The organism is Pedobacter sp. KH_004 (assembly GCF_057840755.1).
Map to the genome: position 1 here is coordinate 232,911 of NZ_CM174519.1, position 21,864 is coordinate 254,774.

Below are 21,864 nucleotides of genomic sequence, written 5' to 3' on the forward strand. Positions count from 1 at the left end.
TATCCCTGTATTTATAAGTTCCTTTGATTATCCTTCTGTTCTTAATATCTTAAGCGGTGGTTGATTTAAAATGCTTCTTGTGCTTAACACCCCAGTAATTACCACAATAAAAACAACTGATCCGAAAAGTCCTAATGTTGCCCAAAAGGGAGGAATGAAAAAAGCCTCAAAGCTGAATTTAGCTAAAGCCCAACTTCCGCCGATAGCCAGAATTAAACCAGCCCCCGCTGCAAAGGCTCCTAAAAAGAAATATTCAATAGCGTTTATGGCTAAAATCTGCTTTCTGCTTGCGCCAAGCGTTCTCAATAAAATACTTTCTTTTAATCTTTGATTTTTGCTTGTAAGTACCGCTGATACCAAAACAATCCAGCCAGTTACCATGCTAAAACCTGCCATAAACTGGATAACAAATCCGATCTTATTGAGAATTTCATCCAGTAATTTTAAAATTAGATCTAAATCAATTACCGATACATTCGGGAAGTTTTTAACCACTTCACCCTGAAATTTAGCTGATAGTTCACTTGTAGGTACGCGGGTCATGAGTACATGGAACTGTGGCGCTTCCTCTAGTACCCCAGCAGGGAAAACAACCCTGAAATTGGTTTGCATCCGACTCCAATTTACCTCCCTTAAGCTTCTCACAACCGTTGGGATCATCATTCCCTGTACGTTGAAGAGAATTTTATCATCTAAACCCACATTAATTTGATCAGCGTATCGCTGATCCAGAGATATATAAATGGTTTCTTTAGGCTTCACTTTACCAACCCAATTGCCCTTAACAATTTTCTCGGCCGCGGTTAAGCTATCTTGATAAGTCGCCCTGATTTCATTCCGGTATGCCCTTCGATTATTGGTATCTGCACTGGCTTTTTTTCCGTTGATTTCTTCAATCCGCATCGTAACCACGGGTACTTGGTTCATCAATGGCAATTTAAAGGCTTGAGTTAAGCTATCGATTCTCTCTTTTTGTGTTTTCTGGATATCGAACATCACCATGTTAGGTTGATTACTGCCAGATGAAAGCGTAACCCGACTCATTAAAATTCCCTGAACAAAAAACAACGTACCGATAAAAGCAGTGGATAAGCCAATAGAAACGGTAAGCATTAAGGTTTGGTTATTAGGTCGGTATAAATTAGCAAAACCTTGTCGCCATAAGTAATTCGATGATTTTGGAAGTAGCGTTTTCACTAAAAACATTAATAACCTGGAAAGGATAATCAGCAAAATAAAGGCAACGCCAATGCTTACCGTAAAAGCCAAAGTTTGTACCCAGGTTTTCATTTGCAAATGGGTAAAACCGACCACAAATGCAGCCATTAACAAATAAACCAACCAGGTTAAAAGGTCACTTTTGCTACGTGTTTTTTCGAAAGATAAACGGATAGCATTGAGCGGGGATATTTTCCTGACTGATAGGAGTGAAGGCAAAGCAAACAACACTGAAATAATTAATCCAAGCATTAGGCCTTGACCAACCGCAGACCAGGAGATCTGCATTGTAATTTCAACGGGAAGAAAATCTTTTAATACCAATGGTAATAAAAATTGAATCCCAGTACCTAGAATAACACCGATGGTAGCGGCAATTAAGCCAATAAAAAATATTTGGATAAGATAAATGAAAAATGCGTGTCGCGATTTTAGCCCCAAACAGCGCAAAGTGGCAATGGCGCTCAGTTTTTCCTGAATATATACATGAATGGCGCTTCCAACACCTACGCAACCAAGTAACAATGCGATAAAACCTGAAAGCGCAAGAAAGCGATTTACATCTTTGAAAGATCGGCCGGTTTGTTCTTTCCGAGATTCAACTGTATCGGCATCAAAACCTTCCCTCTCAAGTTTAACCTCATTCTTTTTTACCCATTCATCCACACCCGATGGATCATCGTAACGGAAATAAAATTTATTATTAATTCTACTGCCCGTTTTTATCAAATTGGTTTTTTCTAAATATATTAACGGCAAATAGACGATTGGTGCTACGCTTGCCGCAATCCCATTCTGTCCAGGCGCTTTAATTAATGATCCTAAAATTTTAAATTTTAAATCGCCAATTTGAACAGAGTCGCCAACTTTAGTGTTAAACTGCATCATCAGTGTTTGATCTACTAAAGCCGTTCTATCTTCTTGAAAATGTTTTGCCGCACTTGCCGGCTGGGTTTCAATTGATCCATAATAAGGATAATTCCCTTCCAAGGCTTTCATTTGAACCAACCTGCTGCCACCGCCGTTTTCAAAATAGATCATCGAAGCGAAAGTTTTTTCCTGGGATTGTTCATCGCCTAAACTATCGATAACCTTCTGCATCGCCTTACTTACTCCTTTTCTACTGTCGAGCACTAAGTCGGCACCAGTGAGTTCTTTTGCTTGAGCATCAATATCGCGTTGCAAATTATCTTTAAAGGAATACACCGCAACCAAAGCAGCGATCCCTAAAACAATGGAGGAGATAAACAATAACAGCCTTGATCGGTTTTTTCGGCTGTCTCGCCAGGCCATTTTGAAAAGCCATAAAAAACTGATGCTTTGTTTGGGGATATGATTAGGCATAAGTTGAGTTTTCATCAGAAATAATTACTCCACCTTTAATTTTTATGGTTCTGCTGGTTCGGGCGGCAAGTTCTAAATCGTGGGTTACAATTACCAAAGTTGTACCGAAATCTTTATTCAGATCAAAAAGCAATTTAATTACCTTTTCGCTGGTCTCTGCATCGAGGTTGCCGGTAGGTTCATCAGCAAAAAGAATTGCAGGTTTATTAGAAAAAGCCCTGGCCAGCGATACACGTTGCTGTTCTCCACCCGATAATTGAATAGGATAGTGGTGCGAACGATCGGCCAAACCTACTTTTTCAAGTAGTTCCATGGCTTGGGCTTTAATATTTTTAGCGCCTCTCAATTCCATAGGCACCATTACATTTTCTAATGCCGTTAATGTTGGCAAAAGCTGGAAATTTTGGAAAATAAAACCTACATATTGGTTTCGAATGGCAGCTCGTTCATCTTCATTTAGCTTTTCGAGCGCAATACCATTTAGTTCAACGGTTCCGCTACTCGCCCGGTCTAGTCCGGCACATAAACCTAAAAGTGTAGTCTTGCCGCTTCCGGAAGGTCCAGTAATGGCAACTGTTGAACCTGCATCGATAGAGAAATTAATCTGATCTAATACAGTAAGGTCTCTTCCAGCGTTTTTATAAATTTTACTTACTTTTCGAATGTTTAAAATATTTTCCAAATTTTTGAATTAAAGTTTTGTACCTATGCTTTACCAAACATAACCCCGGCATTGCCTGTTAAGATAGTGGTTTTTACTTAGAGAAAAAATTAGATATGATGTTACGAAAACGCTTTATTGGTTTATTTGTTTTGGCTATCCTATTCGCTTCCTGCGGAAATAATAACCGTACCGGAAATGAAGAAAAAACTTTAGATTCGGCTGACCAAAAGCAAGTGGCAAGCGCTAGTCAAAAGAAAACCATCCTTTTTTTCGGCACCAGTTTAACTGCTGGATATGGTCTTGACCCAACTGAGGCTTTTCCTGCGTTGATTCAGAATAGAATCGACTCTTTGAATTTACCTTATACCGTAATTAATGGCGGGTTGAGTGGAGAAACATCTGCAGGAGGAAAAGGTAGGATAGATTGGTTGTTGAAACAGCCCATTGATATATTTGTGTTGGAATTGGGTGCCAATGATGGTTTAAGAGGGTTGCCTGTAAAACAAACCACTAAAAATCTTCAGGATATTATTGATGCCGTTAAAGCGAAGTATCCAAATGTTAAAATGGTGTTAGCCGGTATGCAAATGCCACCAAGTATGGGCGCCAGATACGCAAATGATTTCAAAAATATATTTCCCGATTTAGCCAAGAAAAATAATATGGCGCTTATTCCTTTTTTGTTAGATAAAGTCGGTGGAATCCCAAAATTAAATCAGGAGGACGGAATTCACCCAACGGCAGAAGGAGACAAGATTTTAGCTGAAAACGTTTGGGTGGTGTTGAAACCCCTTTTGTAGTGAAAACCCAGATGTCAACATTGTTAATCTGAAACAGTTCCAGTTTTAACTTCGCCAAATCTTTTATACTTGGCAAATATCACCCCTTTTTTGCTGGTAACACTTTCTATTAATTCAAATGAAGCCGCGATTGCTTCATCATTAAATAGTCGTTTACCCTTACCTAATATAACCGGATGGACCATCATAATAAATTCATCAACCAAGTTGTGCGCTAACAATAATTGAACAAGTTTACTGCTCCCCCAAACCTTTACATCGCCACCATTAGTGTTTTTAAGCTGTTTGATATCTTCCAGATTGGTCAGGAAAGTGGTGTTTTTCCAAGTGGATTGTTTTAAGGTTGATGACAAAACATATTTGTTGACATCGTTAATTCCTGGCCAACCTTGTTCTCGCTCTGGCCAATAGCCAGCAAAAATATCAAAGGTTTTTCGGCCCAAAAGAATATCAGACGCTTCCATATTCTTTTGCATTTCTGTGCCAGAGATCTCATCGTTGAAAGGTGCAACCCAACCTCCATGTTTAAATCCTCCGGCATTGTCTTCGTTAGGACCGCCTGGCGCCTGCATTACTCCATCTAACGAAATCATGGATAAAACAATAATTTTTCTCATTATCAAGTGTTTATAAAAGTCTTATTACAAATTTTTAGCCAGAATTTTAGAAATAGAGAAGCTAGTTTCCATTTTTCAATAGGAGAAACCACATCATAAAACCTTTCACTAATTATAATTAATTTAAATAAATAGAGCTGAAATGCATTATTTAGAATGATTCTTGGTAACTTAGCCCGAAATTCTTTTGCCCTGCAAAGCGCTATCGAATTTGTTAATCAAACTATTAAGCTTAGAAATGAAAAAAATCCTAATTGCTGTTCTTGCGATGGCATCGTTTACTGCACAGGCTCAGAAAAATACTTTTTTTGATCAGTCTTTTTGGAAAGGAAATACAGACTTGGCAACAATTAAGGCAGAAATTGCAAAAGGCAGTAACCCTTCACAATTAAACCCAATGTCGTTTGATGCTACTGTGTTGGCTATTAACAATAATGCGCCAACGGAAACGATTTTATACCTTTTATCGCAACCTGGTAATGATGTGAATAAAATTACGCATGATAGCAGAACGTATCTGTTCTGGGCAGCGTCTCGAGGAAACGTGGCAGTGATGGAACACCTGTTAAAAAATGGTGCTAAAGTTAATCTTCAGGATAGTCATGGCGCCACTCCATTAACCTTTGCAGCAGGCGGCGGCCAGGCTGATACTAAAGTTTACGATCTTTTAATTGCAAACGGTGCAGATGTAAAAACCAATTTGAATCATGATGGTGCAAATGCTTTATTAATCGGAATCGCCAATGATAAAAACTTTGCTTTAACGGATTATTTTGTAGGCAAAGGATTAAGCTTAAACAGTACTGATGCTGCTGGCAACACCGCTTTTAACTATGTGGCAAGAAGTGGTAACATCGAGTTGATGAACAAATTGATTGCAAAAGGCGTAAAATATAACGACAATGCGTTTATTATGGCCGCACAAGGCGGGCGAGGAAGTTCAAACGGTATAGCCGTTTTTCAATATTTGGAAAGCCTTAAATTAAAGCCAACTGTTATCGGAAGCAATGGAGAAAATGCTTTATCGTATGTAGCTCGTAAACCGAAGCAAGAAGAAGTAATCAACTATTTCCTATCAAAAGGAGTGGATGTGAATGCAGCAGATAAAGAAGGCAACACTGCCTTTATGGCTGCCGCCGGAGGGAATAGAGATTTAGCTACCTTGGAGTTATTAGCCAAAAATGTAAAAAACGTTAATCAGGTAAATGCAAAAGGTGTATCTGCATTGGCAATGGCAGTTCGTGGTAATTCTGCAGAGGCAGTTACTCTTCTATTGAGCAAAGGTGCTGATATTAACGGTGCCGATAAAGATGGAAATAACCTGGCTTATTATCTTTTCCAATCTTATGGACCTCGTGGTATGGAAGACTTTAATGCTAAACTAAAAGTATTAACTGATAAAGGTCTTAATCTTGCTGCCGTGCAGCCAAATGGCAATACTTTGTATCATTTAGCGGTTGCGAAAAACGATTTGGCTTTAGCAAAACTGGTTGCCGATTACAAAGTAGACGTAAACGTAAAAAATAAAGAAGGTTACACTGCTTTACACAAAGCAGCAATGACAGCTAAAGATACCGAGCTTTTGAAATATTTAATTTCTGTAGGTGCGAAAAAAGATGTAGCAACAGAGTTTAAAGAAACCCCGTACGATTTAGCCACTGAAAACGAATTTTTAACTAAAAATAAATTATCAATCGACTTTTTGAAATAATAAAATGAATAACATATATAGACTGTCTCTCGCTTTTACTTTAATTCTATTCGTACCTAAATTATCATCGGCACAAAAAACTACAAAATACAAATGTATGGTTCAAATGACCAACTACACAGGTGAAGGTGCTTATATCGCGGTATCACTAATCAATGCAAAAGGCGCTTACGAAAAAACACTTTATGTGATGGGATCAGATAAGAAATGGTATCCTGACCTAAAAGAATGGCATAAAGCTTATAAAAGTAAGCCGACAAATATCAGTGCTGTTACCGGCGCATCGGTAACGGGTGGCGATAGAAGTGTAACTACTTTTGATATTGAAACCGCCAAAATCAACAAAGGTTACAAGTTGCGTTTCGAAACTGCTGTTGAAGACAATAAATACTATGTTAAAGATGCTGAAATTCCCTTAACTACTGAAGGTTTGGCCGCTAAAACTGAAGGAACGGGTTACATTAGGTACGTGCGCCTAAGCCCTAACTAAAAGCTTATTCAATGACAATTTCGTTATGGAGATACAGCCATCTTGCTTTAGCTGTATCTTCTTTTCTTTTTATTGCACTTGCCTCTGTTACAGGTATCATCCTATCATTTAAGCCTGTTGCTGAAAAGATTCAGCCTTATAAATCAAAAGATTTCTATAGGCTTAATGTTGCCCAGCTCATCCCGACATTGCAAAAATCCTATACGGATATTGCTGACGTAACCATTGATGCCAATCAATTTGTAAAAGTAAATGGCACAGACTCGAATGAGGAGTCTGGAAACTTTTATGTCGATCCTAAAACTGGCAAATCATTTGGTAAAGTAGCCAAAGAGAATGAATTTTTTAGGTGGACCACTACTTTACATAGGTCGTTATTTCTACATGAATTGGGGAGGCTTTTTGTTGGTATTACCGCCTTTCTGTTATTTCTTATTGCAACATCTGGTACAGTTTTGATTATTCAGCGCCAACGCAGCCTAAAGAAATTTTTCGGAAAGATTGTTAAAGATGGATTTGCACAATATTATCATGTTGTTTTAGGGCGATTACTGTTAATTCCAATCATCATCATTTCGCTATCTGGTACCTACCTTTCATTACAACGATTTGGAATTATTAAGGAAGAAAAAATAACGCACAAAATTGATTTCGATGCATTGAAAACTAATCCTGCCAAATCGGTTAGCGATTTTGAGGTTTTCAAAAATATCCCATTAAGCGATTTACAATCAATAGAGTTTCCCTTTTCTGAAGATGTAGAGGATTACTTTACGCTTAAACTTAGCGACCGGGAAATTACCGTGAATCAAATCACCGGAGAAATTATTACCCAACAACCTTACTCCAAAGCCACCATTTTTAATAACCTCAGTATGGATTTACATACGGGTAGGGGAAGTGCCATTTGGGCGATTTTTTTAGCCATTGCATCGGCAAATATCTTGTTTTTTATTTATTCGGGTTTTGTAATTTGGTGGAAACGCAGCCGTAATGGTATCAAAAACAAATACAAGTTCGATCAGGCAGAATATATTTTACTGGTTGGCTCTGAAAACGGCAGTACCTTTCGTTTTGCCAATGCCATTCAACAACAGCTTTTAAAGAATGGGAAAAGTGCCTTCATGGCCGAACTTAATGATTACAAAGTTTATCCAAAAGCCGAGCATATTTTAATTTTTGCGGCAACTTATGGTCAGGGAGATGCACCGACAAATGCGTCGAAGTTTAAATCGCTCCTCAAAAAGCATAAACAATTATCAATTGTCGATTTTTCGGTAGTTGCCTTTGGTTCTCAAGCCTACCCTGATTTTTGCAAGTTTGGTTACGAAGTTAACAATGCTTTAGCGCATGAAGATTGGGCAAAACCCTTGCTCGAAATCCATACCGTAAACGATCGGTCGCCAGAGGATTTTATGCGATGGGCAAACTTATGGGCACAGACTTCTCATATCGAGCTAAGTGCTCTTGATAAATTGCTTGCCCCAAAACCTGCGAAAACGCAGGAGTTTCAAGTAGTAGATAAAACAGTTTCAAGCCATGAGGATACTTCATTCATTATCCGCTTAAAGCCTCTTAAAAAAACTAAATTTACTTCTGGTGATTTATTAGCTGTTTACCCGGCAAACGATCATCGAGAACGTTTATATTCCATTGGTAAAATGGATAAAGATGTTCAGTTAAGCGTTAAACTTCATCAAGGAGGTTTAGGCTCGGGTTTTTTGCACGATCTTAAAATCGATGAGAAATTCAGGGCTGCGGTTGTTAAGAATACACATTTTCATTTTCCTGCTAAAGCAAAAACGGTAATCATGGTTTCAAACGGAACGGGTATAGCGCCGTTTTTAGGTATGATAGATCAGCAAGGAAGAGTGCAGGATATTCATCTGTACTGTGGTTTTAGAAACAAAGCGTCGTTTACACTTTACGAAAATGCGATCAATAAAGAAGCCAATTTGCTCACTTCGCTACATGTAGCCTATTCTAGAGAAGGAGAAAAACAATATGTTAAAGATCTTCTTTTAAAAGACCAGTCGGTTGTTTGCCAAACATTAAGAGATAACGGAGTGATTATGCTTTGTGGGTCTTTAAGTATGCAGAAAGATGTGATCGAGTTGTTGGATCAATTATGTCAGCAAGACCAGCAAAAAAGTATCAGTTACTATCAATCGCGAGGTCAGATTTTAATGGATTGTTATTAGTCTGGAGTTCGATTAATATTTCTAGAAAGCATTGGTTAGCAGCGCTTCTGTGATTGAGGTACAGCTTGTCAAGACCGTTCGGTAAAGCAACCTATTTAGGTAAGAAAGATTGCTTCACTCGCAAAAGTCCGTGTTCGCAATGGCGTATTGGGCTGTGTGAAATGGGTTTTGGCGGAGGGTTTTTTGGCATACGCTATAGCCGCCCAAAGCTCCCTCTCCTCAAGGAGAGGGCGGGGGTGAGGTAAAATGAAAGCATTAGTTGGGCAAATATTTTAGCACCCCTCTCCAGAAGACAGGGTTTTAAGATTTAGTGATTTAAACCCTTTTAGCTGCCTCTTTCTTATTTTTCTTAAGCAAATTGTGGCAGGATTTACGGCGTAAATGGTAAGATTGCCGCAGTGGTGAAAAACTCCTCCGCAATGACGATCGTTCTTGAAAAATGCGAACAGCTATTGTAAAAGGCATTTTAATCTCTAACGCCTATGTCTGTGTCCTCACAGACCGAAACGCCAACAAACATGTAATGGCCTGTAGGGACACAGACCATGGGGAAAACCTCATACAAGTTTGGGTTTGCAATGACGATCTTTCTTGTAAAATGCGCACAGCTATTGTAAAAGGCATTTTAATCTCTAATGCCTCGGTCTGTGTCCTCACCAATGCTATTAACTTATCGTTATAAGTATTTGATATTCAAATATTTATGACTATATTTGAATATCAAAACAACAGTAATAAGATGAGTATAATTTCTTCAAATCACAAAAGGGAGCAACATAAAGTGGCTCCTAAAAAAAACATTTGATTTCATTCAGGATAAAAATAATTTTTCTCAATATCTTAAAGAGCCAATCTTTTTTACGCGCAAGCGAAGTTTAAGCTTTCCAGTTGTGGTTTCTACAATATTGAATCTTTTTAAAGAATCTGTAGAGTACAACATTTTTACAATTTTGCCCGGTATATCATCAAAAGTGGTTACAGGAGCAGCCTTTTCTAAGGCTCGATATAAAATATCCCTTTCTTTTTTCAAGGATCTCAACGAGATACTGGCAGATCATCACAAATATCATCCATCACAACTCTGGAGGGGATATCAATTGATTGCCGGTGATGGCTCTACAGTTGGGCTACCACCTTCCCGACAGATAAAAGATTTTTTTGGAATATATTCACAAAAAGGTGAAAGTATAAAGAGTTGCCTGGCACAGATTTTTATGTTTTATGATGTTTTTAGTGGCGCAATTCTTTCCAAAAGGATATCAAAGATGGAGAACGTAGAGAGAACACTTTTTAATGCATGCCTTGAAGAACTACCATCCCGTAAATCCGTAGTTATTTTAGACCGGGGATTCGGATATTTTCATATTTTCAAAAAACTTTGCACACTCAAACAGGATTTCTGTATTCGTATAAGCAGTGCGCAGTCCTGTTTTGCAAAACGGATAGTTCAGGAGTGAAAATGATTTTATAACAGAGTGGCACCCCAGTCCAAAAGAAATGGAATCCTGCTTAAAGCATGGGTTAGATACTAAAACAATTACGGTCAGGGTTACCAAAATCGAGTTAAATACTGGGGAGATCGAAATTCTCGTATCCTCTTTATTAGACATGAATGATGTATGCACAGTGAACATGAAAGCTCTTTATGGGCAGAGATGGCCAGTAGAAGAAGGTTTTAAGAAATTAAAACCAAAGATGAAATTAGAACAGTTTGGTACTCGGAAACCCGATGGAATATTCCAGGAGTTTGAAGCCCATGTATTCATGATGAATCTGGTTGCTTTATTTGGTATCCAGGCACAGCAGAAAATCGATAAGAACAAGAAACGAAAACTAAAATATAAATACAATTGGCAAAATGCTTACAGGTTTGTCAGAAAAGCAATTATTCAAATACTAAATACAGAACACCCGGAAGATATAATTCAATCTCTTATTAAGCTAATAGCATCATCTAAAATACCTATAAAACCGGACAGAAGCTTTCCTAGAATAACATTTAAAAAAAGAAAAAACAGAACGCATCAGACATATAAATAGCTTAAGTTAATAGCATTGGTGTCCTCACAGACCGAAACACTAACAAATCAGTAATGGTCTGTGGGGACACAGACAATGGAAGAAAAGTCCTCAATATAGGTTAATGAAATAAATTAACCCTCAGCTAGGCTCCGAAAAAATGCGAAAGCCTAATGATTTCCAGATGTCTTAATTTATATTCCCTTCAAACGCCTGGTTCTGTGTCCTCACATACCGAAACACTAATTTTTATGAAATGAATTAACCCTCAGCTAATCTCCGCAAAAATGCGGAAAACCTGGTTACTTCCAATGCCTATATTCCCTTCTTCCACTTCTTAAGCAATTTCTCACTGATATTTTCGGAATGATAAACCTTTCCATCATCACCGAACATTATACAACTGTAATTCGGATAGGCTTTGATCAGTTTGAGTGCTTTATCTTTCCCTAGAACCATCATCGAGGTACTAAAACCATTGGCAAATTCAGCATCGGGTCCAAACACGGTTACGCTCGTTAAACCTGTGGCTGGGTAGCCTGTAACAGGATTGATGATATGAGAATAGCGTTTTCCATTGAACACCACAAATTTTTCATAGCTTCCTGAGGTGACCACGGCAGCACTTTTTAGTGGCACTACCGCGAAAAGACTGTCTTTATTAAATGGATTGGTAATTCCTATTACCCAATGTTTTGCTTTAGGTGGTTTCCCCCAGGTACTCATGTCGCCAGATCCATTTACAATGCCTGCCTTTATCCCTTTCGCAAGCATCATATTTCTACATCGATCTGCAGCGTAGCCTTCACCCAATGCTCCAAAACCAATTTTCATCCCTTTTAATTTTAAAAAGATTGTCGAATTTAAACTATCAAGAATAATGTTTTCATAACCTACTTTTTCAACCGATTTTTTTACAGTTTCATCATCAGGCATGACTGTCATCGATCCATCAAATTTCCAAATCCTATCCATGGCTGCAAAACTAATATCAAATGCACCGTTTGTTATTTTTGAAAGGTTAAGCGCTCTTTTGGTGAGATCAAAAACTTCCTTGTCAACTTCTACAGGTTTTATTCCCGCATTTCTATTTACTTTCGAAATTTGTGTTTCTGGTTTCCAGTCTGAAATTAAGTATTCAATGCGGCTGATTTCTGCGATCACACTATCAATGTTTTGTGTGGCGGTTAGGGCATCTTTAGCTACAATCGTAATTTCGAACTTACTACCCATCAACAAGGTGGTTCGTTTCTTTAATACTTGCGCTGATGCTGTAAATTGGAAGAGGACCAAGAAAATGATAAAGCTGCTTTTCAATGATATGATATTTAAATAGTAAAGAGTTACTGAAAATTAGAAAGCTATAATATCTGATCTGAACTATTATTTTGCTATGAATTGATAAAAAGGGACAAACTCACGATGCCAAAACCATTCGGTATGCTTTCCATCTTCTTTCCCCAAAAAAACAATATTATGATTCTTTTCTTCGGAGTTCAAGATATCATACATCTTTTTCGTGTTCTGAACCATCGTAGCTCCTTCTTTATCTCCAGCAACAAAAAATATCTTCTTGCCTTTTAAGCCATTCAATTTAGTAGTCACTTCTGTATAAATTTGCGGGGCTAACCAAAACGCCGGACTAAAAACTCCAGCCGAACCAAATGTTTTTGGATACCGTGCAATGGCGTACATGGAAATTAAGCCACCCATTGAGCTGCCGGCTATTGAAGTGTTTGCAAAATCTTTCAGTGTTCGGTAGTTCGAGTCGATGTGAGGCTTTAATGTTTCCACTAAAAAGGAAACATATTCTTTTCCTTCGCCTTTGCCGTATTGACTGTCGTAAGGATTGTATTCTTTTAGCCTATCCTTGCCCCCATGATCTATTCCTACAACGATCATTTCTTTTGATCCTTCACGAATTAGGCTGTCCATGATCGAATCAACTGCCCATTCATCGGCTCTTGGCGGATTGGCATGAAATAAATTCTGACCGTCCTGCATATAAATTACAGGATAACGCTTGTCAGACTTAGAATAGCCTTTAGGCAAATAGATCCAAATCTGGCGATGTTTATTCAACTGTGGCATGTAAAAAGCAGAATCGACAAGATGAACATGGTCGCCGAAATGGTATTTTTCTTTAACCTGCTTAAAATTATCCGACCAATTTGCAATCTCTATATCCATTACAGTATCAACATTCAAATTTAAAATTCTGTTTGCTACTGATGTGCCATTTTTTTGGCATTCAGTTTTATCCCAGCTTCCTCGGGTAATTTTAAACTCATGATTTCCTTTTGGCAAATTTAACTCGATTACATAAGTAAGACTACCTTTTTCCTTTAAAATGGAAGCTTCACTTTTTGGATTCCAGTCGTTAAAACTGCCAGCAATGAAGAGCGTATGTTGTGTTTTCTGAGGAACACTAACATTTAGCAATACCTTAACCTGTGCGATTGAAGTGACCGGTAAGAGCAGAATAATGATGAATAGCCTTCCAGTCATAATAAGTTTGGTGGTGTAATCAATTGAAAACTAAAATTTAAAGATTGGCGAAAACGAAGTTTAACCTGGCCAATTCAGTTTTAACTTGATTCATCCCTATTAAACCACCCGACATACCGCTAGTTTGCTGAAAAATATTAACCACTAGTTCATTTTTTTCCGCAGGTGTCATGCTCACGCTGAATTTAAAATATTTTACAAACGCTCCCAGCAAAATGCGTTGTAATCTGCTGCCTTTCTCTAAAATTAAATTACCAAAACCTTGGTCTTGTACTTTATATCCTTGTTGTTCTAAATGGTAAACAATTGTTTTCGTCATTTCCTCAACAGAGATATTTCCGTACAAATTTGAGATCAATCCATCTACAGTTTGAAGGTTTTTGATAAAATAGGGCATAATTATTTTAGTTGGTTTAAAACATTGAAAAGTTTTTTGTTAATTCCACTTCCACTGTAGTTGTTGATATTAATCACAATTACATATTTATTTCCGGCAGTATCGGTATGATAGCCTGCAAAAGCAGAAACATCATTTATTGTTCCACTTTTTATTTTCATGCCATTGTATTCTGGTAAACCTTTATGAAAATCGGTAAACCAGCTTTCTTTTTGAATCTGGAATAGAATGTTGGCCATTGCCGAGGTAGTTACTCTATCGCCAGGAGAAAGTCCGCTACCATCGATGATGTTCAAAGCTGTTTTATCGATTCCTTTTGCTGCCCAATAATTAATTTCTGTTTCTGCACCTTTGGCGGTTGTCGCTGGCTTTCCTGATTTTACGGCAATTGTTTTCAGCAAAGTTTCGCCGTATAAATTGATGCTTTTCTTTAAAAACCAATAACTGATTTCGCTCAACGCTGGTGAACTAATGGTGCTTATTTTTTGGCTTAGAGAGGAAATAGGCTGATTATTTAAAGCGAGGAGCCTTGCTGTTGTAGCGTCCAAACTTGTTGAAATTCCCAATTTCTTCAAGGTGTCCTGTAACCGATAAGCACAATCAAAGGCGGGATCAGGTGTGGCAACAGAGATACCGGATTTGCCAATACCCATTCCCCAACTACCACGTAAATAAGCTACATTGCTGTATGGCGGCAGAAAGGCATAACTTCGATCACCAGTTCCAGAAGCACCGGTTTTCAACTCATTTACCAACTTAATATAGGGCGTTTCAGGTACAGTTTTAATTACTTTAGCTTCATCAGCTGTGCTAGCGCCCGGACGTAAATGAATGTCGAACTGATTTTCTCTCCAGGATAAACCTGAAGTGCCTGCGCCGTAATAGTTTCCTATATCTTGCCAAACCCAGCCTTCTGGCGTAGTTTGTGTTCCGAAAACTCTATCATCACCAATAATCGAACCTTCAATTTTTTTAATTCCTGCAGCTTTGACAGCAGCAACCCATTGTGTTAAAACTGCATTTTCTTTATTTTGATAACGCCAGGAGCCAAGCGTGGGATCGCCACTTCCTATAATCACAAGATTTCCTTTTAAAGTGCCATCACTTGTGATGTTTCCAGTGTAGGCTAAGGTAGTTTGAAATTGGAAGTCTTTGCCTAAAATACTAAAAGCGGTGGCTGCGGTAATCGTTTTCAATGTTGATGCAGTAGCCAAACCAATTTGCTCATTCTTTGCAAACAGTGTTTTGCCGCTATTAGCATCTAACACACAGAGTGATAGGATGGCATGTTTCGCCTGCTCATCTGCTAATAAATTATTGAAAGCTTTTTCGAGGTTTTGAATTTTGTTTTGGGCAAAAGATTGAAAAGATAGCGCAATTAAGATTATGGTTAGTTTAAATATCTTCATTGTAAATATTTACATTAAAAAGCTCGAATAGTTTTTTTTATTAATAACAGCTGTTGTGTTTATAGAATAAGCATCTGTAAAAGTAGTTGGAAATTTAACTTTTTTGTTTTCGTTCCATTTACTTTCCATTGCATTGATACCTCCGTCAACTTCTTCAATCAAATCTATTTCTTGTTGCTGAAAACTTCTCCAGAAATAATATTTAGCAAATTTTCTTTTGTTGTTATTCCTTTTTATGTATTCTGATATAATATAATTTTCAAATAGTGCTCCTGTATCCTGTCTTAATCGCAATGGGCTAAAATTTTGGATTATAGCATTTCGGATTCCATTATCATAAAAATATATTTTTCTGCTCTTTTTTATCTCGTTTGGAAGATTTTTGCTGAAAGCTGTAAGCTTAAAAATTATAAAGCATTGTTCTAACAAATCGATATACTTTTCTACCGTTTGTTTATCTGCATCGATAATTTGCCCAAGTTCTTGGTAAGAAACTTCATTTCCCATCTGTAAAGCCAACGCCTGAACCAATTTTTCTAACTGTAGCGGTTTTCGGATGCTGGTTAATGATAAAATATCCTTAAATAAATAGTTGTTTGTTAAATTCAATAACAGTTCTTTTTCTTCACCAGGATAGTTGATGGCATCAGGATAACTGCCATAAATCAATCTCTTTTCCAAAGCCTGTTCTTCAGCTAATAAATTTTTGTTATTCGCCAATTCTGATATTGAAAAAGAGAAGAGGTTGTACTCAAATTTCCTGCCTGTAAGCGGTTCTTTTATTCCCGTAGCTAGTTCCAATGAAGACGAACCCGTTACCAGTAACTGTATATCAATGAAATTATCAACTATTATTTTTAAAGTCAATCCAATCCCACCTACTCTTTGTGCCTCATCAATAAAAATTATTTTATTATTCCCGATAATCGATTTAAGTCTTTCAAAGCTTGTGTTTTCTAGTGTATTACGAACTTCGGCCTCATCGCAATTTAAAAAAATAGATGGTAATCCAGTTTCTTTAACTAATTCTTTTAATAAGGTTGTTTTACCTACTTGCCTTGCACCAGTTAAAATAATGGCTTTTCCTTTAAAAAAACTTTGATTTAATAACTGAATTACGATAACTTTTTCTTTTAAAAAAGCGATGTGTTTATTCACATCGCTTTTTATATAGTTGTTATGCTGAACTTATTCCAGCACCTTATAAATAAGACTTTGAAACAAGTTCAAGGAAGGAGTTTATTTTTAAACTAATTCTTTTTGAATTAAGTACTCTGCAATTTGAACTGCGTTGGTTGCAGCACCTTTGCGCAAATTATCTGCAACAATCCAAAGGTTTAAAGCTTTCGGCGCTGATTCATCTCTACGAATACGACCAACAAAAACCTCATCTTTCTCATGTGCATCTTTTGGCATTGGGTATTTTAAGTTTGCTACATCATCAACAACGATAATACCAGGTGATTTTTCTAAAATACTACGCACTTCAGCTAAATCGAAATCGTTTTCAAATTCGATGTTAACCGATTCTGAGTGACCGCCCATTACCGGAATACGAACAGTTGTCGCCGTAACTTTAATGTTGTTATCGCTCATGATTTTATTGGTTTCCTTCACCATTTTCATTTCTTCTTTGGTATAACCATTCTCCATGAAAACGTCGATATGAGGAAGCACATTTAAATCGATTTCATAAGGATAAGCTTTCGGGCCGTCAATGCCTTTGCGCTCATTCATTAATTGTTCAACAGCTTTAACGCCCGTTCCGGTAACCGATTGATATGTAGAAACCACCACACGTTTAATTTTGTATTTATCGTGCAATGGTTTTAAAACCACTACCATTTGAATGGTAGAACAGTTTGGATTAGCAATAATTTTATTGTCGATAGAAAGCTCGTGCGCATTAACCTCCGGAACGATTAATTTAACCGCAGGGTCCATTCTCCATGCCGAAGAGTTATCGATAACGGTTGTTCCAGCTTCTTTGAAACGAGGTGCATGCTCTAATGAAGTATTACCTCCGGCAGAGAAAAGAGCGATATCTGGTCTCATGCCAATTGCAGTGTCCATGCTAACGATTGGGAACTTCTTACCCTTAAAAGTAATCTCCTTACCAACACTCTTTTCTGATGCCACGGGAATTAACTCTGTTAAAGGGAAATTTCTCTCCTCCAATACTTTTAACATAACGGTACCAACCAATCCGGTTGCACCTACAACTGCTACTTTCATTTTAGATTTTAATTATTATATTTATTAAACATTTGATATAAGCCCAAATATGGTAAAAATTACGCTTATATTCCTATTGTTATTCTTTAAATTTACGGTTGATCTTCTAAGTCCTATATTTTCTACGGAATTTATAGGCAATGACACGTTTTCCATCCCAACGTTCGCCAAGAAAACCCTTATAAGTATTAAACAGAGAAATCCATTTGATATTATCAGCAAAGGCGATATTCTGATTTCTGAAATTTTATTTAATCCGAGATTGGGAGGAGTTGATTTTGTTGAGATATACAATAATTCTGATCACGGAATTGATTTGATGGAATTACAGCTGGCAAACGCAAATGCTGCTGGGGAACCTGCAAGCATTAAAAATGTCTCTTCGGCAAAGCTGATGATAGCGCCAGGAAGTTATTGGGTAGTTACCACCAATCAAGTGAATATCAAGATAAATTACCAAACAAAGTTTCCAAATCAATTTGTGCAGATTAGTAGTTTGCCCGCATTTAACAATGATAAAGGAGTGGTCATTTTATTGAGCAATAATCAGGTGCTAGATCGGTTGGACTACAATTCGAAAACTCATCATCCTTTAATTCAGGATGGAGACGGGATTTCTCTGGGGCGTGTTTCATTTAATGCCGGCGCAAACGAAGCGGGTAATTTTAAATCAGCAGCGGCTACTCGGGTTTCGCCACACCAACTTATAGGAATTCTCAAGAATTGACTGACGATGAAAATTTCGCTCGCTTTATATCTAAAACTTTTTCACCTGATGGCGATAACTTTGAGGATTTGATGATACTCCAATATCAACTTGCTGCGAACGAAAGTTTAGCTACGGTTAACATTTACAATGATAAAGGAAAATTAGTGAGGCAATTACTAAAAAACCAAACCATTGGTACAAATGGGAATTTAACCTGGGATGGAGTAGGAGAGAACGGGGAGAAAGCCGCTGTGGGCATCTACGTTATTTTGTTTGAGATTTTCGATTTAAATGGAAATACGAAACGGATCAAAAATACGTGTGTATTGGCCCGGAAGCTGGATTAAAGCGGTCGTTTTTTAGGATCTTTTCTGTTATCCCAAAATGTCAATAGCTCAATGTTCTGATTTCTTAAGGTGTAAAAAGACTTACATGTGGAACGATTACACACCTGAAGGTATCTGAATCCTTGGAATATTGAAATAAGTTCGGATTATTAGAAATTAATATTAACAATCTTTCGGTACGGGTGATGAAAGATTTGATTTCTTTCATGGTCAAATTTTCATCCAGAAAATCGTGGATTTCAATATAGGAAGTTTTTGCAATAGGCGACCAAATTATTGCGTGCATAAAGCTACTTGTTCATGAAAGATTTAGTTATTTCTTGCATTACGATTTCGTGGGGAATGCCTTTTCCTTCAGTCAATTCGGATTTCGCTTCATTAATCTGATTTTTCAATTCCTCTGGTAAATGTTTCGAGAAATCTTCGTTGTAAAGCCCTAAAAGCGATTCAATTTCTTTTAAAACTAAATCGTTATCGGTTTGAATAATACCTTCTACAATTTTATATTTTGCTGCAATATCCATAATCCATTATAGTTTTAACAAAAATACGATTTATAACAATAAAACTAATACACCATAATCATATAAACCCTCAACAGACTATATCAAATTTGCCTTAATATAATCGCAGCTCGTTTTGATTGAGCCTATCGGATTTGGATTGTAATTATTTTCATGCTCTACAAAAAAGTGCTTCATGCCTGATAATTTAGCTTCGACAAAAATTGATTTAAAATCAATTGAACCTTTGCCAACTTCTGTATTCTGTTCAGGCTTGGCTTTATCCATGTCTTTAACATGCCACATGGGGAAACGACCCGGATACTTTTTAAATAAAGCCAACGGATCGTTTCCTGAGCGAGCAACCCAATATAAATCAAGTTCAAAATTGACAAGATTTTTATCAGTTTCAGTTAAAAAAACATCGTAACCTGTAATATCACCTAATTTTTTAAATTCGAAATCGTGGTTATGATAAGCGAATTTCAAGCCAGCATTTTTTGCCAGTTCGGCAACTTTATTAAAATCAGAAGCAGTCTTTTTAAAACCATCAATACCTTTCTTAGTATCCACCTGGGCACCCGCAATGGTGAAATATTTTCCGCCAATAATTGCGGCTGCTTCTATGTCGGCTTTCAATTTGTCGGTATTGCCGTTTTTAGAAAATGCATCCATTAAATAATGTCCGCTGGGTGCTTTTAAGCCGTTTGCCTTAAGCAAAGCTTTAAATTCTTTTGGAGTTAAGCCCCAGAATTTTCCATCGGCAAAACCATAAGTTTCTACTTCCTTATATCCCGCCTCGGCAACTTTCTCCATTACGCCTTGTACATTTTTTGGTAGTTCATCACGCAGTGTGTAGAGCTGAAGCCCCACTGTTTTATTCACTTTATCAAAAGCGAAAGAAGGGATAACCAAAGAAGCACCTGCCATTAGGCCGGCTTGTTTTAAGAAAGTTCGTCTAGCGTTCATAGAAATTAAAGTTATAAAATATTCTTTTTCAAATATGCACAACTAGCCGCAACAGATTCCATTGGATTTGGCTTATAGTTTGTTTCATGTTCAACAAAGAAGTGTTTCATCCCTGACAGTTTTGCATCTGCAAAAATCGGTTTCCAGTTAATGCTGCCCGAACCAACTTCGGTGTTTAATGCCGGATTTGTTTTATCCATGTCTTTTACATGCCACATGGTGAAACGACCTGGATTATCAGTAAACAACTTAATTGGATCGTTTCCAGAGCGAACTACCCAATATAAATCCAATTCGAAATCAACTAAATTTTTGTCTGTTTCGTTTAATAAGATTTGATAACCAGTAGTTTCTCCAAGTTTCTGGAATTCGAAATCGTGGTTATGATAAGCCAATCTTAGGCCAGCATCTTTACACATTTTACCTGCCACATTAATTTTTGCGGCAATTTTTTTATAATCTTCAGCAGTTTTTCTGATGCTTTGATCCAACCATGGAATGGTTACATACTCGCTACCCAATATCTTTGCAGCAACAATTGCCTCCTCTAGTTCGGCAGTATTGCCATCAGTTAAGTAACTTCCCAAGCCGTAATGTCCACTTGGTGCTTTTAAGCCGTTGGCATCTAAAAGTTTCTTAAACTCAATTGGGTTCATGCCCCAAAATTGATCTTTGATAGAAAAACCGTAAAGTTCAACTTCCGTGAAACCAGCTTTAGCTACTTTTTCGATAGTGCCTTTTACATCTTTTGGCAACTCAGCCCTTAATGAATACAATTGCAATCCTACTGCTTTCTTTTGCGCTACGCATCCAATTGATGGAGCTAAAATTACTGTTGCAATTGCTAAACAGCTGTTGATGATAAAACTTTTTCTTGATAACATATTAATTGATTAAATATCGCAAATTGAAACAGCTTGCTTTAATGAGGCCATTCGATCTGCATTTTTAGGAATAAACTCTTGTGCTACAAAACCTTTAAAGCCGGTTTCTGCAATGGCTTTCACGATGGCAGGATAATTCAGTTCTTGCGTTTCATCAATCTCGTTTCTGCCTGGTACGCCTGCAGTGTGATAGTGCGCAAAGTATTGATGGTTATTTTTAATGGTTGAAATTACATCTCCTTCATCTACCTGCATGTGGTAAATATCGTAAAGTAATTTGAAGTTTTCAGAATCTAATCGCTTACAAAGTTCAACTCCCCATGCGGTTTTACTGCATTGATAATCTTGATGATCGATTTTGCTGTTGAGTAATTCCATCACTAACGTTACCTGATGTTGCTCTGCCAAAGGAATGAGTTGGTTTAACGCTTCTATACAATTATTCCAACCGGTTTCATCGTCAATGCCCCTTCTATTACCACTAAAACAGATTAAGTTTTTATAACCTGCTTTGGCAACCAATGGAATCATTTCCGAATAATTATTGATCAGAATTTTATGAAATTGTTTATCATTGAAACCATCAACTAAATTAATTTCGGCACCATTACACATAGACGACTGCAAACCATGTTTTTTCAATATTGGCCAATCTTTTGGGCCAACCAGGTCGATGCCAGTAAGCCCGATCTTTTTACCCTCTATGCAAAGTTCATCCAAACTGAAATCGTTGAAACACCAACGGCAAACCGAGTGATTGATGTTGCCTTTTAGGGGATGGTTCTGCATTAATGATTCCATGTTTTAAATAAACAAACACCGACTGTCATCTAACAATC

The 21,864-nt window shown here is 37.3% G+C and carries 22 protein-coding genes; 8 read left to right on the top strand and 14 right to left on the bottom strand.

What is annotated here, in order from left to right; genetic code table 11:
• Positions 1–27: 27 nt before the first annotated feature.
• Positions 28–2,562 (bottom strand): ABC transporter permease, encoded by a 2,535-nt coding sequence (locus tag AC3ITD_RS01020; protein ID WP_489363293.1) that lies wholly within the window; start codon positions 2,560–2,562, stop codon positions 28–30.
• Positions 2,555–3,244: an ABC transporter ATP-binding protein gene (locus tag AC3ITD_RS01025; RefSeq protein WP_265798169.1), complete on the bottom strand. Its 690-nt coding sequence runs from the start codon at positions 3,242–3,244 to the stop codon at positions 2,555–2,557. The genes AC3ITD_RS01020 and AC3ITD_RS01025 overlap by 8 nt, the downstream gene beginning before the upstream one ends.
• Before the next feature lie 95 nt (positions 3,245–3,339).
• On the opposite strand from AC3ITD_RS01025, the gene AC3ITD_RS01030 reads away from it, so the two are divergent.
• Entirely contained in the window at positions 3,340–4,026 is a 687-nt protein-coding gene (locus tag AC3ITD_RS01030) for an arylesterase (RefSeq protein ID WP_265798170.1), read from the top strand.
• Between the two features lie 23 nt (positions 4,027–4,049).
• Here AC3ITD_RS01030 and AC3ITD_RS01035 read toward each other — a convergent pair whose 3' ends face one another.
• Positions 4,050–4,643, bottom strand: a complete 594-nt coding sequence (locus AC3ITD_RS01035; RefSeq protein ID WP_489363296.1) for a dihydrofolate reductase family protein — start codon at positions 4,641–4,643, stop codon at positions 4,050–4,052.
• A 238-nt stretch (positions 4,644–4,881) separates the two neighbouring features.
• Between AC3ITD_RS01035 and AC3ITD_RS01040 the strand changes: the two genes are divergently transcribed.
• The 5 genes from AC3ITD_RS01040 (at position 4,882) to AC3ITD_RS01060 (ending at position 11,085) form a co-directional block, all read left to right on the top strand.
• Positions 4,882–6,354 carry an ankyrin repeat domain-containing protein gene (locus tag AC3ITD_RS01040; protein WP_489363298.1) on the top strand — a complete coding sequence of 491 codons (1,473 nt, stop codon included), beginning with the start codon at positions 4,882–4,884 and terminating at the stop codon, positions 6,352–6,354.
• Positions 6,355–6,358: 4 nt separating this feature from the next.
• The gene (locus AC3ITD_RS01045; protein WP_489363300.1) at positions 6,359–6,844 is read left to right on the top strand and encodes a DUF2271 domain-containing protein; all 486 of its coding nucleotides are present in this window, start codon (positions 6,359–6,361) and stop codon (positions 6,842–6,844) included.
• 11 nt (positions 6,845–6,855) lie between these two features.
• Entirely contained in the window at positions 6,856–9,045 is a 2,190-nt protein-coding gene (locus AC3ITD_RS01050) for a PepSY domain-containing protein (protein WP_489363302.1), read from the top strand.
• An 890-nt stretch (positions 9,046–9,935) separates the two neighbouring features.
• A complete protein-coding gene (locus AC3ITD_RS01055; protein ID WP_489363304.1) occupies positions 9,936–10,502 on the top strand; it encodes a transposase in 567 nt (188 codons plus the stop codon).
• Positions 10,503–10,542: 40 nt separating this feature from the next.
• Positions 10,543–11,085, top strand: coding sequence for a transposase (locus AC3ITD_RS01060; protein ID WP_489363306.1), 543 nt, complete (start codon positions 10,543–10,545; stop codon positions 11,083–11,085).
• Positions 11,086–11,379: 294 nt separating this feature from the next.
• Here the strand turns inward: AC3ITD_RS01060 and AC3ITD_RS01065 are convergent, their stop codons facing one another.
• The 6 genes from AC3ITD_RS01065 to AC3ITD_RS01090 all read right to left on the bottom strand — a co-directional run bounded on the left by AC3ITD_RS01065 (position 11,380) and on the right by AC3ITD_RS01090 (position 17,613).
• Positions 11,380–12,381 carry an FAD:protein FMN transferase gene (locus AC3ITD_RS01065; protein WP_489363308.1) on the bottom strand — a complete coding sequence of 334 codons (1,002 nt, stop codon included), beginning with the start codon at positions 12,379–12,381 and terminating at the stop codon, positions 11,380–11,382.
• A 66-nt stretch (positions 12,382–12,447) separates the two neighbouring features.
• Entirely contained in the window at positions 12,448–13,572 is a 1,125-nt protein-coding gene (locus tag AC3ITD_RS01070; protein WP_489363310.1) for an alpha/beta hydrolase-fold protein, read from the bottom strand.
• Between the two features lie 37 nt (positions 13,573–13,609).
• Entirely contained in the window at positions 13,610–13,969 is a 360-nt protein-coding gene (locus tag AC3ITD_RS01075; RefSeq protein WP_489363312.1) for a hypothetical protein, read from the bottom strand.
• Between the two features lie 2 nt (positions 13,970–13,971).
• On the bottom strand, positions 13,972–15,378 hold the full coding sequence (dacB, locus tag AC3ITD_RS01080) for a D-alanyl-D-alanine carboxypeptidase/D-alanyl-D-alanine endopeptidase (protein WP_489363314.1): 1,407 nt from the start codon (positions 15,376–15,378) through the stop codon (positions 13,972–13,974).
• Between the two features lie 9 nt (positions 15,379–15,387).
• Positions 15,388–16,536, bottom strand: a complete 1,149-nt coding sequence (locus AC3ITD_RS01085; RefSeq protein ID WP_489363315.1) for an ATP-binding protein — start codon at positions 16,534–16,536, stop codon at positions 15,388–15,390.
• An 87-nt stretch (positions 16,537–16,623) separates the two neighbouring features.
• Positions 16,624–17,613 carry an aspartate-semialdehyde dehydrogenase gene (locus AC3ITD_RS01090; RefSeq protein WP_056851652.1) on the bottom strand — a complete coding sequence of 330 codons (990 nt, stop codon included), beginning with the start codon at positions 17,611–17,613 and terminating at the stop codon, positions 16,624–16,626.
• A gap of 49 nt (positions 17,614–17,662) precedes the next feature.
• Between AC3ITD_RS01090 and AC3ITD_RS01095 the strand changes: the two genes are divergently transcribed.
• Together AC3ITD_RS01095 and AC3ITD_RS01100 are read left to right on the top strand one after the other, a co-directional pair.
• A complete protein-coding gene (locus AC3ITD_RS01095) occupies positions 17,663–18,340 on the top strand; it encodes a lamin tail domain-containing protein (protein WP_489363318.1) in 678 nt (225 codons plus the stop codon).
• Positions 18,337–18,669 (top strand): FlgD immunoglobulin-like domain containing protein, encoded by a 333-nt coding sequence (locus AC3ITD_RS01100; RefSeq protein ID WP_489363320.1) that lies wholly within the window; start codon positions 18,337–18,339, stop codon positions 18,667–18,669. Before AC3ITD_RS01095 ends, AC3ITD_RS01100 begins: the two co-directional genes overlap by 4 nt.
• A 64-nt stretch (positions 18,670–18,733) precedes the next feature.
• Here AC3ITD_RS01100 and AC3ITD_RS01105 read toward each other — a convergent pair whose 3' ends face one another.
• From AC3ITD_RS01105 to AC3ITD_RS01125, 5 genes are all read right to left on the bottom strand, one after another.
• On the bottom strand, positions 18,734–18,955 hold the full coding sequence (locus tag AC3ITD_RS01105; RefSeq protein ID WP_265798183.1) for a hypothetical protein: 222 nt from the start codon (positions 18,953–18,955) through the stop codon (positions 18,734–18,736).
• A 4-nt stretch (positions 18,956–18,959) separates the two neighbouring features.
• On the bottom strand, positions 18,960–19,193 hold the full coding sequence (locus AC3ITD_RS01110) for a hypothetical protein (RefSeq protein ID WP_489363322.1): 234 nt from the start codon (positions 19,191–19,193) through the stop codon (positions 18,960–18,962).
• A 78-nt stretch (positions 19,194–19,271) separates the two neighbouring features.
• Positions 19,272–20,141 carry a sugar phosphate isomerase/epimerase family protein gene (locus tag AC3ITD_RS01115; protein WP_265798184.1) on the bottom strand — a complete coding sequence of 290 codons (870 nt, stop codon included), beginning with the start codon at positions 20,139–20,141 and terminating at the stop codon, positions 19,272–19,274.
• 11 nt (positions 20,142–20,152) lie between these two features.
• A complete protein-coding gene (locus AC3ITD_RS01120; protein ID WP_265798185.1) occupies positions 20,153–21,025 on the bottom strand; it encodes a sugar phosphate isomerase/epimerase family protein in 873 nt (290 codons plus the stop codon).
• Between the two features lie 9 nt (positions 21,026–21,034).
• On the bottom strand, positions 21,035–21,826 hold the full coding sequence (locus AC3ITD_RS01125; protein ID WP_489363325.1) for a hydroxypyruvate isomerase family protein: 792 nt from the start codon (positions 21,824–21,826) through the stop codon (positions 21,035–21,037).
• Positions 21,827–21,864: the final 38 nt, after the last annotated feature.

What these genes read in the sequence shown, in the direction of transcription:
- AC3ITD_RS01105 (WP_265798183.1), bottom strand. Translation starts at nt 18,955, where the DNA reads ATGCACGCAATAATTTGGTCGCCTATTGCAAAAACTTCCTATATTGAA.
- AC3ITD_RS01095 (WP_489363318.1), top strand. Translation starts at nt 17,663, where the DNA reads ATGGTAAAAATTACGCTTATATTCCTATTGTTATTCTTTAAATTTACG.
- AC3ITD_RS01115 (WP_265798184.1), bottom strand. Translation starts at nt 20,141, where the DNA reads ATGAACGCTAGACGAACTTTCTTAAAACAAGCCGGCCTAATGGCAGGT.
- AC3ITD_RS01050 (WP_489363302.1), top strand. Translation starts at nt 6,856, where the DNA reads ATGACAATTTCGTTATGGAGATACAGCCATCTTGCTTTAGCTGTATCT.
- AC3ITD_RS01020 (WP_489363293.1), bottom strand. Translation starts at nt 2,562, where the DNA reads ATGCCTAATCATATCCCCAAACAAAGCATCAGTTTTTTATGGCTTTTC.
- AC3ITD_RS01120 (WP_265798185.1), bottom strand. Translation starts at nt 21,025, where the DNA reads ATGTTATCAAGAAAAAGTTTTATCATCAACAGCTGTTTAGCAATTGCA.
- dacB (WP_489363314.1), bottom strand. Translation starts at nt 15,378, where the DNA reads ATGAAGATATTTAAACTAACCATAATCTTAATTGCGCTATCTTTTCAA.
- AC3ITD_RS01110 (WP_489363322.1), bottom strand. Translation starts at nt 19,193, where the DNA reads ATGGATATTGCAGCAAAATATAAAATTGTAGAAGGTATTATTCAAACC.
- AC3ITD_RS01040 (WP_489363298.1), top strand. Translation starts at nt 4,882, where the DNA reads ATGAAAAAAATCCTAATTGCTGTTCTTGCGATGGCATCGTTTACTGCA.
- AC3ITD_RS01070 (WP_489363310.1), bottom strand. Translation starts at nt 13,572, where the DNA reads ATGACTGGAAGGCTATTCATCATTATTCTGCTCTTACCGGTCACTTCA.
- AC3ITD_RS01075 (WP_489363312.1), bottom strand. Translation starts at nt 13,969, where the DNA reads ATGCCCTATTTTATCAAAAACCTTCAAACTGTAGATGGATTGATCTCA.
- AC3ITD_RS01045 (WP_489363300.1), top strand. Translation starts at nt 6,359, where the DNA reads ATGAATAACATATATAGACTGTCTCTCGCTTTTACTTTAATTCTATTC.
- AC3ITD_RS01125 (WP_489363325.1), bottom strand. Translation starts at nt 21,826, where the DNA reads ATGGAATCATTAATGCAGAACCATCCCCTAAAAGGCAACATCAATCAC.
- AC3ITD_RS01060 (WP_489363306.1), top strand. Translation starts at nt 10,543, where the DNA reads ATGGAATCCTGCTTAAAGCATGGGTTAGATACTAAAACAATTACGGTC.
- AC3ITD_RS01090 (WP_056851652.1), bottom strand. Translation starts at nt 17,613, where the DNA reads ATGAAAGTAGCAGTTGTAGGTGCAACCGGATTGGTTGGTACCGTTATG.
- AC3ITD_RS01030 (WP_265798170.1), top strand. Translation starts at nt 3,340, where the DNA reads ATGATGTTACGAAAACGCTTTATTGGTTTATTTGTTTTGGCTATCCTA.
- AC3ITD_RS01035 (WP_489363296.1), bottom strand. Translation starts at nt 4,643, where the DNA reads ATGAGAAAAATTATTGTTTTATCCATGATTTCGTTAGATGGAGTAATG.